Source organism: Allopseudospirillum japonicum, from assembly GCF_900108915.1.
Lineage (GTDB): Bacteria > Pseudomonadota > Gammaproteobacteria > Pseudomonadales > Halomonadaceae > Pseudospirillum > Pseudospirillum japonicum.
Genome location: NZ_FNYH01000006.1, coordinates 47013 through 60192, shown reverse-complemented (window position 1 = coordinate 60192; position 13180 = coordinate 47013). Strand labels below are relative to the sequence as shown.

Here is a 13180-nt window from a genome sequence, read left to right as displayed (position 1 = left end):
ACGCTTGATGAATCCTTTATTAATTTCTTTTATTAATGAGTCACGCGATAATCTAGAAGTCGCCAGCCGCAGTTTGCTTGCCTTGGAACAAAATCCCCAAGACAGCACAGAGTTAGATGATCTTTTTCGGGCCATGCATACCATTAAAGGCTCCTCTGGCTTATTTGATGATTTTAGCGCTTTGACTAAAATGCTCCATCTTGCAGAAGAAGCTTTAGATAAATTGCGCGATGGCTTGTTCCAACTCACCAGTGAACAAACTGATTTACTTTTATCTGCTATGGACGTGTTGGCGACTTGGCTTGATGAAGTCGAACAGCAAGAACATCCAAGCGTGGAAATGGTAAAAAATGCGCAAAACTTGAGCCAAAAATTAAAACAGGGATTTCAGCAAACGCACACGTCAGCAGAAAACACACCAGCATCTCAGGCAGGCAACAAAGCACTAGATTCTGCTCCAACACAAACCAACTCAATAGCGGCCCAAGCGATCACTTGGGGCGCAGGACAGACAAGTTGGTTGGCACAAGTGCCAAACAAGGTACGCCAACAAGCCGCTACCTCTTTATTAGCGCAGCAAGCAATTTACGCTTTACGTTTTCGCCCAGATCCACAATGCTTTTTTCAAGGTCAAGACCCCTTCCATATGGTGCGCCATGTGCAAGGTTTGCTGTGGTATGGGGTTTGCCCGCAGACACCTTGGCCAGATTTAGTCGATTTGGACCCTTATCAGTGCGTGCTGGATTTTTATTTACTTGTACAAGCACCACATCAAGCAATAGAAGATCACTTTCGTTATGTGATCACAGATATTCAGTGGTTAGAATTAGATGCCACAACCCTGATTTTCCCCACAGGGGAACCATTAGAAACGCCTATCTATCAGTCCTTTGTTGAAGAGCTTCCACAACTAGTTCAAGCCAATGACTGGCAAGGACTTAAAGAACGTACCCAAGTCCTTAGTGAACTAGGAAGTGGGCTTTTACAAGCGCATGCGGCCTTAGATTGGCTGGATTGGGCACTTGCCCATGCCTCCGTATGGCCAATTGCAGATTACCGCCGACTTTTAGTTTATTTAACAGGCTTTCTCCTCACGGAGGAAGATGATTACTTGCAACCTGCGCTAGATAATCTTTTACAAACAGAGGCTCCAACCTCTGCCAGCCCAAGTTGTATTCAAGATCATCACCTCCTCGTCTTGGAGATTTTACAAGCCCAGCAACATATGCTGTCTTTACCCAAAACACCAGAGACGCTCACCGGTGCAATTCAAGCAAGTGCTTGTGTACTTGAAAGCTTATTCGCAAAGGATCCAGCACAAAGCCAGCATTTACAGGCAGCCAAGCAAGCGGCACTTGTGCAACAAACGACTGAGCCCTTACTAACCTGGCTAGCACCTCTGCTAGATACTTGGGCACCTGTGCCCCCTAACTGTGATCAGCAAGTGGATGTCAATGAAAATACGCTTCCCGCAAAAGCCCAGCAGGTGGCGGAAGTCCACAAAGCCTTAGATGCCCATATTCGCGAAGCACCGACTCACAAATCTATTCGCGTCGATCAAAAACGCATTGATGATTTAATGACCCTTGCCGGCGAGCTGATTGTTGCCAAAAATGCTTTGCCTTATTTGACCCAACATGCACAACAAGGGATGTCTGCAGCCGAGCTCGCTAAGGAAATTAAAACCCACTATGCCAATATAGATCGTATTGCTGATAGCATTCAAAGTACGGTCATGGCTGCACGTATGATCCCAGTTTCTACTGTGTTTCAACGTTTTCCACGCCTGGTACGCGATTTAAGCCGCAAGCTTGATAAGCAAATCGAGTTACATTTAGAAGGCGAAGAAACCGAAGCAGATAAAAATGTGATTGATGCACTCGCAGATCCTCTAATCCATTTAATTCGTAACAGCTTGGATCACGGCATTGAAAATACTAGCGAACGCCAGGCAGCTGGCAAACATCCGGTTGGGCAAATTATTTTGCGTGCGCTCCCGATGGATGATCAGGTCTTGATTGAAGTGATCGATGATGGTCGTGGTATTGATAGTGAAACACTCAAGTTAAAAGCTTATCAAAAGGGTTTAATTGATGAAGCCCAACTTGATAGCATGAAAGAACAGGAAGCCTTGCAATTAATTTTTGCCGCGGGTCTTTCGACTGCACAAGCTGTTTCTGATATTTCCGGCCGTGGGGTTGGCATGGATGTGGTGCGCACCAGCATTTTATCAGCAGGTGGCCAAGTACAAGTTGCCAGCCAAGTAGGTCAGGGAACACAGATTCGCATCCTGCTACCACTGTCTATGGCAGTCGCTCGAGTTATGGTGGTGGAAATCCATCAACAGATCTATGGTATTCCCATGTCTGTCATTCGTGAAACTGTGCGTGTACCAAGAGAAAAAATTCGCTATATCAAGCAAGAGGAAGTGGTTGTACTGCGCGAACAAGTCATCCCTTTAAAACGTATGCGGGATTTATTGGGCTTACCTGCTGCAGACACCCAAAAATTGGCAGAAGAAGCGGTTTTAGTGGTTGAGATTGGCCAGCAAGCACTTGGCTTAGTGATTGATGATTTCCATCAAGGCATCGACATTGTGCAAAAACCTTTAGAAGGTGTCATGGCAGGATATACCTACTATTCAGGCACTGCCTTGATGGGTGATGGGCGCGTTTTATTAATTTTAAACCTTGCAGCTCTACTTGATCACAGGCTCTAACATCGCAGCTTATCCGAGGAAAACATCATGGCCATTCGCTATACGCCTGAATGCGTTTATATTGAAGCCCTAGCCAGTGTCGAAGATGCAGAAACTTTACTAGACTGGCTTTTACAACATCCGCAAGCCAAACTGGATATCAGCGCTTGCCAGCATCTACATGCTGCTGTATTACAAGTCATTTTAGCTGCGCAAACCCCTGTCATTTTACCTAAAGACCAGACACAAACAGATGATTATTGCCATACAGCAGGGTTACAATGGGCGCTCACCAGCTTACTCAGTCTTGAAACCTAATCGACCCAAGCATCATCAGCTGCAAGTTAACGGAGGCAGTCAAGCAAATCGTCATTTTTTAAGCGATCTGCTTACGAATATTTATGATTATCGCTATTGCCAATCGTAAAGGTGGTACAGGTAAAACGACCACCAGCGTCAACCTTGCAGCTGAGTGGGGGCGTCAAGGTGCCCGAGTTTTGGTCATTGACTTAGACACTCAAGGTCATTGTGCACTCGGCTTAGGGTGTGCGCATAAGCGCCCTGCCAATGCATGTATACACACAATTTTTCGTCATGCGCATACCGAATTACCCTCTCTTATTGAATCTACCCCTGTAACAGGTGTGGATTTGCTTGCTGCAGATACTCGTTTTGATGGACGGGGCTTAGAGTGGGGGGTCGATTGTTTATACCAATGCCTTCAACGCGACCACTTAATCAGTGCTTATACGCATATTATTATTGATACGCCACCTACTTTAGATGCTGTCCTCATTAATGCTTTAACTGCTGCAGATGGTGTTGTTCTGCCTTTAATTCCACATCATCTTAGTGAAGTGGGTGCGTTACAACTTGCCCAACTTATTTATAAGGTGCGCTCTAGCTATAATCCACGCCTTAAATCTATAGGTATATTACCGATTATGCTAGATGCACGCCTTAATTTACATCGGCAAGTACTTGATAATCTTATTAAGCATTTTGGTCAAGCACGTATATTGCGTGGCATACGTTCCAATATCCGTTTAGCAGAAGCTTTTGCAGCCGCACAACCTGTTTGTTATTTCTCACCACGCAGCCCAGGTGCGATGGATTATCATTTACTCTCTAAAGAGCTTGCTTCTTTATGGGAAGCTCACTTCTAAATTGCTTGTATTTTTTTTAATGTTTATCAATAATACATAAATTAATCTATTACCAAGTTTTTTATTCACGGGCATATTTTCTTTACGGAGGAATTTGTATGAAAAAAATTTTTATTGTCGACGATTCTGCGACTATTTTACTTAGCTTAACCAACATTTTAAAACAGGCTGGATTTCATGTAGAATCGGCTAAAAATGGCCAAGAAGCACTGCAAAAATTATCCACAGGTGGCAAACCAGATCTCATTATAACTGATATTAATATGCCTATTATGAATGGCATTGAATTAATCAAATCTGCCAAAGCTTTACCTGGATTTAGATTTGTTCCTATTCTTGTATTAACAACAGAATCACAACAGGCAAGACGCCAAGAAGCAAAAAGTGCAGGCGCCGCCGGCTGGTTGGTTAAACCCGTATCGGGTTCCGACTTGCTCAAAGTGATTAAAGAGGTTGTCCCAGGAGCTTAATGTGAAGCATATCCCGCTAGGTTTAGCTTTCTATTTAGTAGCAATTATCGTTATGGCGCATGGGATAGCGCCTTTACTGGCTCAAATTACCCCTCTGCCTGCAACTTTGATCAGCATGATCACAGCTGGAGGCTTGCTTGGTTTAGAGGCTTATCGCACCTTTAAAAAATACAAAGCGCAAGCCGCAATACAGCCCGAACCACAAAAAACGATCACCCTAGATACACAAGCTTGCAGCCAAGGTTTAAATGCACTTTGTGAGCAAGATCAACTCGCACAAAGCCGATTAAATGAAAGCATTCAATTCACTGAAAATGCCGCTTTTGAAATTATCGAGCGCTTATCCCATATTAACGAACTTGCAGAAGATCTCACACGATATTTAGATGTTGCCAGCGGGCAAAGCGAACAGATGCAAGCATCAATGGAAGAAAGTGCACATGTTATCAATGAACTTTCTGGATTTATCCATACTTTACCTGAACATATTAAACGACAACAAAGTGACTTTCATTTACTAGGTCAGCGTGTCATTGATTTAAACTCCCGTGTCGATTTGATTCATGAAATTAGTAAACAAACCGATTTGCTTGCACTCAATGCAGCTATTGAAGCAGCGCGCGCAGGTGAAGCAGGGCGTGGCTTTGCCGTGGTTGCTAGTGAAGTGCGTGTTTTGGCTAGTAAAGCAGCAGAAGCAGCCTCTCTAATTGGTCACGGCATTAAAGAAGTGCATAGCTCTGTTAATGCTTACATTGGAGATGAAGTTGACCAACGCCTTAATAAAGATATTGAAGAAGTCACTCGTCTTATGAATCTAACCCGTGAGCTCAATAGTGGCTATATTGATATGCGACAATTTTATCGCATGTTATTAAGTGTTGTTATTACACATAATGATCATCTAAATAAGGAAGTCAATGATGCGTTAGGCAGCATTCAATTCCAAGATGTCATACGACAGATTGTCGAACGGTTACAATTTTCTTTTAATGAGCGCCAGCAAGTATTAATCCGTATTTTAGAGCAATTAGAGAGCCATCAGCAGGTTGATTGGCACGTATTACAAGAAGTTGCACAGGCCTATGCTCAAGCAGAAGATGCTCACCTGTCTTTATCCGCACCTGACCTAGATGAAGATCCTCGTCAAGGCAATACCTCTTCTCAAGGGGCACGTATCGAACTTTTTTAAACTTGGATGGAACAGATGGCAAATATTTTATTAGTTGATGACGACCAACAATTCAGGTATACAGTTAAACAGATGCTCTCTTTAGATGGTCATCAAATTATAGAAGCGAGCGATGGCCAAGAAGCGTTAAGCAAACTTAATGCACAAACACACTTGGTTATTACAGATATTTGTATGCCTAATATAAATGGTGTTGACTTAATCCGTCAATTAGTCAGGCAACATCCTAAGCTTGCTATTATTGGTATGTCTGGTGGCCAACGTGTGTTATCAAGTGATTTTAGTTTAGCTTCTGCACGTTCTGTAGGGGCGCATCATTTGTTAAAAAAACCTTTTCGCATGCAAGAATTACGCACCTTGGTCAATCAAGCTTTAACAGAAGGACGTTAACTTTATAAGGAGGTAAATACTGATAAATATTTGGAGTCAGCATCATGAAATATGCGTATTTTAATCAGCTTTCTTTAAAATCCTTATTTCATGATGTAGATACGCTAGTTATCGCTACTGATAAACGTCTCAATATCATTTATGTCAATCCTGCCTATTGTACGGCAACAGGTTACACCTGTGAGGAAATCTACCAACATCCAGCTCATTTTTGGTTAGCACAAGTTCGATCAGATCAAAGCTTTCCTATTATTTTCAAAAGTATCCATCGACATCAAATCTGGCAAGGACAACTGACTGGCCAGCGTAAAGATACAAGTTTATGGCATCAAAGTACCAGTATTAAAAAATTATTAGACTCTCAAGGGCATCACCTTGGCTATATCTCAATTGGACAAGATATTTCCTCACGCCTTCTCTTCGAAAAAAATACGAATCGTCTTGGTCGATTAGAGGCTTTAGGTCATTTATTAGCTGGACTGACACATGAATTTAATAATCTATTTGGTACCATCAATGGCTTAACTGAACTTAATCTTGCTCTTAGCCAACCTCAAGATCCTTTATATAAAAATTTACAACAGACATTATGTGCAGGTACAAGGGCAGCTCGATTACTTGAGCACCTTGACATTCTCAATCCTGATAACCAAAAAACACCTAATACAAAAATAAAAAATTTAAATCAGTTGGTCTACAAAACACAAGCCATTGTACAGGATATGCTTGGGGAAGAGATTCATTTTTCGATGAATTTACATCAGCATTCTTTACCTGTTTCTCTTGATGCTCATGGTTTTATTCAAGTACTTGTTAACCTAGTACGTAATGCAAAAGATGCTTTAGCTAGCCAAAATTTACCAAAATTTATCATTTCTACACAAATTAAAACCTTTAATTTCATTGAAACGCATCAAAGCAAAAACTATGCTGTAATTAGTTTTTATGATAATGGTTCTGGTATCTGCCCAGAAATTCAAACACGTATTTTCGATCCTTTTTTTACAACAAAAGATATTGGTAAAGGTACAGGCTTAGGTATGAGTTTAGTCAATCAGTTTGTTACCCTGCATCAGGGCTTAATTGAAATTGATTCACGGCCAAATAAATACACAGATATTCGATTACTTTTCCCCTTACAAAGGCAGGATAATGTTGCAAACACCTGATAAATCTAAGGATCCTTTAAGGATATTACTTGTTGAAGATGATCCAATGCAAAGGTATCTAATTCAACACTTTCTTGCGGAGCCTGACTATAAAGTATTTACCACAAGCACTGCAGAGGAGGGTTTAAAGCTGTTATCATTACAGCGTATAGATTTTGTACTTATGGACGTCCACCTGCCTGGCATGAATGGTTTTGAGGCGGTACGTCAAATTCGTACTTTAGATGCACATCATTGGCGGCCTATTATGATGGTAACGTCCAATGACACAGCGGAAGACTGGGAAAATGCCACACGCTATGGTGCAGATGATTACTTAGTCAAGCCTTTAGAAAAACACAAATTACTTAATAAGATACATATTTTACATAGATTATATCTTGCCTATCACAGGCAACAAGAAGATAAAAAAATTCAAGCGCTTGGGCATTTTGCGGCAGGTGTTGCCCACGATTTTAACAATATTACAGCAACCATTAGTGGTTATGCTGAGATGCTGCAAGAAGAGTTAAATCCAGAGTCTTTTTCTTATCAATGCAGCCAAGAAATCATTCAATCTGTTAAAAAAGCACGAAACTTAATTAATAGTTTACTTTTATATGTGCGTGAAGAACCTATAGACTTTCAGCCTTTACAAGCAAGCTTACTTATAGAAAAGGTTGCACAAACTGCGCGAATTAAAGCACGTGATAAGGTTAATATTAAAGTTAATATAGAAGAAGCTGCGTACTCTACATTCATCCAAGCAGATGCAACCCAAATAGAAAGAGTTTTAGATAATTTGGTCGTGAATGCTTTAGATGCTATGCCTAAAGGGCAATTAACGCTTGGACTACGCCTCTGTAAAAGTACACATGCAGACGGCAGCCGCCAACTTGCTATCAGTGTTGAAGACCAAGGAGAAGGTATCTCACCGGAGCATTTACGCAATATCTTTGATCCTTTTTTTACTACCAAGGATATTGGGCAAGGTTCAGGTTTAGGTCTCTCTATTGTCAAAGGTATTATTGAGGCCCATCGAGGTAATATAAACGTCAGTAGTCATGTTGGTTTGGGTACTTTATTCACCATTTTTTTACCTATTATGGAATAATCTTTGGAGAAAAATAATGACTCATTTATTGTTAATTGATGATGATCAAGATCTACGCACCATGCTTTCTATGCTTTTGAATCGAGAAAATTACCAAGTGACTCAAGTCTCAGGCGTTGATGCTGGGCTTCAAACGTTAATAAAACATAACGACATCCAACTCGTTATCACAGATATTATGATGCCAGATAAAACTGGTGTTGAGGGCATCCCAGAAATATTAAAAAAAAGGCCTAATATAAAAATATTAGCTATTTCTGGTGGTGGCCGCACTTTAGATAAAGGCTTTTCTTTACAATCTGCCCGCTTGGTTGGTGCTCATGCTTTGTTAGAAAAACCTTTTTCCAAAGAACAGTTACTTAGCACAATAAAAAAACTCTTAAATACCTAGAGGTTTAAATGAAGGTTATTTGCTTTAATATTAATGGCATACGCGCACGTTTACACCAGATTGAATATTTAATTCAAACACATCAACCAGATGTGATCGCACTACAAGAAACCAAGGTACATGATGAAGCTTTCCCAATAGAAGCTATTCATGCCTTAGGTTACCAAGCTTATTATCATGGACAAAAAGCACACTATGGTGTTGCCTTTTTAAGCAAGCTTCCTCCGCATCAGCTGACAAAAGGTTTTTCCCAAGATACGCCAGAGGCACAAAAACGTTTAATTATAGGTGAATGGCTGACTGATCAGGGAAAAATCACCTTAATTAATGGTTATTTTCCTCAGGGAGAAAACATTAAGCATGAAACTAAATTCCCTGCGAAACGCCAGTTTTATGCCAATTTACAAAACTTACTACAAACAGACTATCATCCCCAAGATCTATTATTAGTCATGGGCGATTTCAATATTGCCATTACAGATGCTGATATAGGAATTGGTGAAGAAAATAAAAAACGTTGGCTGCGCACAGGGAAAACCAGTTTTCAGCCAGAGGAACGTGCCTGGATGCATCAGTTATTGAGTTGGGGACTCACGGATACTTTCAGGCATTTATATCCAGAATCACGTGATTTAAGCTGGTTTGATTATCGTAGTCGTGGGTTTGATGCTGAGCCTAAACGCGGACTAAGAATTGATACTTTTTTAGCCAGTCAACCGGTATTAGATCTTTGTACCCAAGTGACAATTGATTATCAGGCACGAGGGATGGAAAAACCTTCGGATCATTGTCCTGTAATTACAGAGGTTAATTTAAAGCTTCGTTAGTTAAAAAAGAAAGCCCCGCACTGGGGCTTTTTTTATTAATATTTAAATCGACGAATACTCATATCTAAAGTCTCAGCAAGCTGAGCCAGATCTTGTGATGCTTGGTTAACCTCTTGCGCACCATTTAAAGTATGATCACTAAGCTGATTAATTCTTAATAAATTCTGATTAATTTCTTCCGCAGTTGCCGATTGTTCTTCAGTTGCAGTAGCAATTTGCAAACCAATTTCATTAATCGCTTTCACTGCCTGCCCCACTTCTTGTAATGCTTGATAGGTTTGTTGTGCATCTTCATTGGTCGCTTGCACTTGTTTATAACTCAGCTGCATACTTTGATCTGCTTCTTGCACTTGATGTAATAACGTATCAATCAAGGTTTGAATTTTCCCTGTACTTTCTTGTGTACTCGCTGCTAAAGAACGCACCTCATCAGCAACCACAGCAAAACCCCGACCATGTTCACCAGCACGAGCCGCCTCAATCGCAGCATTTAGTGCCAATAAATTGGTTTGCTCAGCTACCCCACCTATGACATCTAAAATACCAACAATATTATCTGCCGCTTGACGTAATTGACCTATTCCTGTGCGGGTTTGCGTCACGCTTTGCATCAGTGCTTGCAAACGTTCTAAAGTGGTTTGCAGACATCGATGACCCTGATCAGTTAAAGTTTGTGAATTTTGTACAATATGTGCTGCATGCCCAGAATTCTCTGCAATTTCATGAATTGCCAAACTCATCTGATGCATTGCCACAGCTACTTGATCTGTCTGCTGAGATTGCGAATGCAAAGTGCTTTGACTACCTTGGGTAACACGTGTTAATTCTTCTGCAGCCTGTGCTAACTCACGTGCCGTCACATGACTTTGACTCACCAGAGCCTGCATACGCTGAACAAAATGGTTAAAAAGACTCGCAAATCGTGCGAGTTCATCTTTGCCCTCCACAGGTAAGCGCTGTGTTAAATCACCTTCACCTCGAGCAATATTATCTAACAATACTAAAGTTTGCTTTAATGGTTTTTTAATTGAAGCAGCAATCCATATAGAAAGTAATAGCATGGTCAGTGTTAAGGGGACTAAAATAACAACCACTTTGAGTATGACACGTTCAATTTGTTTCTCTACATCATCTAGATAAATCCCAGCGGCATAAATCCAGCCTTTATTCGCGTCTGTCATTAAATAAGTTAGCTTGGGTAATGCTTGAGCTTGCCCAGGTTTTGGCCAATCATACTGAGAAAACCCTTGACCTTCTTGGTTGGCTTGCTGAATCAGTCTTTTATAAAAAGTTTGCGATTTTACATTTTGTTCATTGGTATGATTAACCATAGGATGGTAAATAATATTTCCTTGCAAATCAGCAATCCAAATATAATTTTCTTCTCCTTGATATGAGAAGGTCATTTTAGCTGCTGCAGCTATCACCTCACGATCAGAAGCGCCTGCCTGATGCAAACCAACTAGGGTGTTTTTTGCCATTTGCACTAGTTGCTGTATTTTTAAATATTTTTCTTCTAAGATAGATTTGCGATATTCTGTCAGTGTTAAAGCCACCAATAAAATGCACATCAGAATAGCTAAACCAACAATGACTCGTAAACGTGTTTGAATCGCAAAATTTCTTAAAATATCTAACATACGCAATTGACTCATAAGTTAATGACAAGGATAAAACATGGCAAATGGATGCGGATTTTAAAGATTTAATTTTTTTTGGTAAGTAATCTTTTAGCTAAAAAATGTAACCACATTACACAAATATTATACCTAGGTGACAAAAATCCCCAAAACGTCTTTCATGAGCACTTTGGGGAAGCTTTCTCAGTGCCTTTGTATGCACAAATTTGCACTTATGTATCCGATTTTAGGTTTTCTCGGTATGCTCTGCTAACTTACGCGCTAAATCTTCTGGCGTACTTTGGCTTTCCTTTTCTTCCTCTACCACTGGGCTTTTTTCTGAAGAAGTCTCTTCTTCTGATACTGGCACGGGAATTTCTTCTCGCATATAACGTGCCACCCGTGCGCGATAGCTTGCACTTTTTTGCGCTTGCTCGCTCATACGACGAATATCACTCAGTACATCTAAATGCAATACCATCTGACGCACAGCGACTTGTTCTGTGACCCCTGCTTTTAATAACGCAGATTTTAAACTTTGATATTCTTTTTGTAAGCCTTGTAATGCCTGCGTGCAAGCGTCTGCATCAATTTCTTGTATACCCAGAGCCGCCTCGACTAAATCAACCACTGCACTACGATAACTAGCGACTTGTTTCGCTAAATCTTGTACTTCTATCGCTTTTAGCTCTGCTTGTTGTCGAGATAATTGTAAAGCTAATTCACCCATTTCTTGATAATAACGTGAAATCCGTAAAGCCTCCGGCAACAAATGATCCAAAGATTCAGGTAAGTGTTCACGTTGAATATGTGAACCAAACTCGCCAACAGCAACAACTAAACGTTGCAAGCTTTCTTGTTCCTGTAAAAGAATTTGTTCATTGCCACGACCTTCTGCACTTAAAATACTAATAATCATACGTTGAGTATGTTCACCAATACGATCTAGCTCTTTTAATAATGCGTGCATTGCCAAAACTGGCGTTTTTACTAAAGTATCATCTAAATAGCGTGGCCGTGCTTGATCATCTTCACGTGAACAAAAACGTTTTTCTAAAGCATTCACTAAAGGGGTTGTAAAAGGTAAAAGCAATAAAATACCTAATATATTAAAACAGGTGTGAAATAAAGCGAGAATAGCCGCAATATCTTGATCTCCACCTAAAGCTTGGGTACCCCATAATAAACCTTGTAATAACCAAGGCATAATTAAAAAAGCAACCACCCCTGTCACTAGGTTAAAAACTACATGCGCTGCTGCTACACGACGCGCGTTAGCTGTAGCACCTAAAGTGGCTAAAACTGCAGTTGAGGTGGTCCCTACATTAGCACCAATCACAATACAAGCCGCATCAGCTAAAGGGACAACACCGCCTGCAGCAGCCGTTAAGGTAAGGGCCATCGCCGCGCTGGATGACTGCATAAGAAATGTCAACCCGAAGCCTATACCAACAAAGATAAGCCGTGATGCCCAACCATCGCCCGCATATTCCGCCAAATTCACTTGAGCACTCATATCACCAAAAGTGCTTTGCAGGATATTTAAGCCTAAGAAAAATACCCCAAAGCCAGCCAAAGCTTCCCCCAAGGCAGCTTTGGTCTGATTGCCTACAAGCTTAAGTACCATCCCCAAAGCGACCATGGGCAAGGCTAAGGCTTCGATATCAAACTCCAGCCCAATAGCTACCACGAGCCAAGCGGTCATGGTGGTGCCAACATTGCTACCATAAATGATGGTCACTGCTTGTTTGAGCTGCATCAGACCAGCATTCACAAAGCCGATAGTTGCAACTGTCACTGCACCTGAAGCTTGTACTAAAGCAGTAATAAAAGCGCCTGACAGCAAACCACGTAATGTCGTTGCCGTACTTTTAGCAAGTACATCTCGTAAAGTATGCCCGGCAGCAAGGCGCAAACCCTCGGTCATCAACATCATGCCCAACAGGAACAAACCTATCCCGCCGGCAAGCTGTGCAATTACATCTGTATGCATGTTTGAACTCTCCTAATTCAAATACCTTCTCTCTTGCTGGAACTGGCTCACATGATAAACACACCAAGCCATCAGCTTAATGACACACTTTTTACTGCTTGTGTATACACACCCTGACTTGCAAGCAGATTAATTCTTGCAATTAACTCAATACGTTAGCAGCGACTTAGGCGAA

At 41.0% G+C, this 13180-nt stretch carries 12 protein-coding genes; 10 read left to right on the top strand and 2 right to left on the bottom strand.

The window, feature by feature from the left end:
- Positions 1–7 precede the first annotated feature (7 nt).
- The 10 genes from BMX05_RS07070 (at position 8) to xthA (ending at position 9393) form a co-directional block, all read left to right on the top strand.
- Positions 8–2719, top strand: a complete 2712-nt coding sequence (locus BMX05_RS07070; RefSeq protein ID WP_093309386.1) for a chemotaxis protein CheA — start codon at positions 8–10, stop codon at positions 2717–2719.
- Between the two features lie 27 nt (positions 2720–2746).
- Positions 2747–3016, top strand: a complete 270-nt coding sequence (locus BMX05_RS07065) for a hypothetical protein (protein ID WP_177166826.1) — start codon at positions 2747–2749, stop codon at positions 3014–3016.
- A gap of 83 nt (positions 3017–3099) precedes the next feature.
- Positions 3100–3864 (top strand): ParA family protein, encoded by a 765-nt coding sequence (locus BMX05_RS07060; protein WP_093309384.1) that lies wholly within the window; start codon positions 3100–3102, stop codon positions 3862–3864.
- Between the two features lie 98 nt (positions 3865–3962).
- Entirely contained in the window at positions 3963–4334 is a 372-nt protein-coding gene (locus BMX05_RS07055) for a response regulator (RefSeq protein ID WP_093309382.1), read from the top strand.
- A 1-nt stretch (position 4335) separates the two neighbouring features.
- The gene (locus BMX05_RS12890) at positions 4336–5523 is read left to right on the top strand and encodes a methyl-accepting chemotaxis protein (RefSeq protein ID WP_093309381.1); all 1188 of its coding nucleotides are present in this window, start codon (positions 4336–4338) and stop codon (positions 5521–5523) included.
- A 15-nt stretch (positions 5524–5538) separates the two neighbouring features.
- Positions 5539–5913, top strand: a complete 375-nt coding sequence (locus tag BMX05_RS07045) for a response regulator (RefSeq protein WP_177166825.1) — start codon at positions 5539–5541, stop codon at positions 5911–5913.
- A gap of 44 nt (positions 5914–5957) precedes the next feature.
- A complete protein-coding gene (locus tag BMX05_RS07040; RefSeq protein ID WP_093309378.1) occupies positions 5958–7082 on the top strand; it encodes a two-component system sensor histidine kinase NtrB in 1125 nt (374 codons plus the stop codon).
- Complete coding sequence (locus tag BMX05_RS07035; protein WP_093309377.1) at positions 7066–8175, top strand: hybrid sensor histidine kinase/response regulator; 1110 nt, start codon at positions 7066–7068, stop codon at positions 8173–8175. The genes BMX05_RS07040 and BMX05_RS07035 overlap by 17 nt, the downstream gene beginning before the upstream one ends.
- A gap of 16 nt (positions 8176–8191) precedes the next feature.
- Positions 8192–8566: a response regulator gene (locus BMX05_RS07030; protein WP_177166823.1), complete on the top strand. Its 375-nt coding sequence runs from the start codon at positions 8192–8194 to the stop codon at positions 8564–8566.
- Positions 8567–8574: 8 nt separating this feature from the next.
- Positions 8575–9393, top strand: a complete 819-nt coding sequence (xthA, locus tag BMX05_RS07025; RefSeq protein ID WP_093309374.1) for an exodeoxyribonuclease III — start codon at positions 8575–8577, stop codon at positions 9391–9393.
- A 35-nt stretch (positions 9394–9428) separates the two neighbouring features.
- Here the strand turns inward: xthA and BMX05_RS07020 are convergent, their stop codons facing one another.
- Both BMX05_RS07020 and BMX05_RS07015 read right to left on the bottom strand, forming a co-directional pair.
- Positions 9429–11033 carry a methyl-accepting chemotaxis protein gene (locus BMX05_RS07020; RefSeq protein WP_177166822.1) on the bottom strand — a complete coding sequence of 535 codons (1605 nt, stop codon included), beginning with the start codon at positions 11031–11033 and terminating at the stop codon, positions 9429–9431.
- Positions 11034–11259: 226 nt separating this feature from the next.
- Positions 11260–13005, bottom strand: coding sequence for a Na/Pi cotransporter family protein (locus BMX05_RS07015; protein WP_093309370.1), 1746 nt, complete (start codon positions 13003–13005; stop codon positions 11260–11262).
- Positions 13006–13180 lie beyond the last annotated feature (175 nt).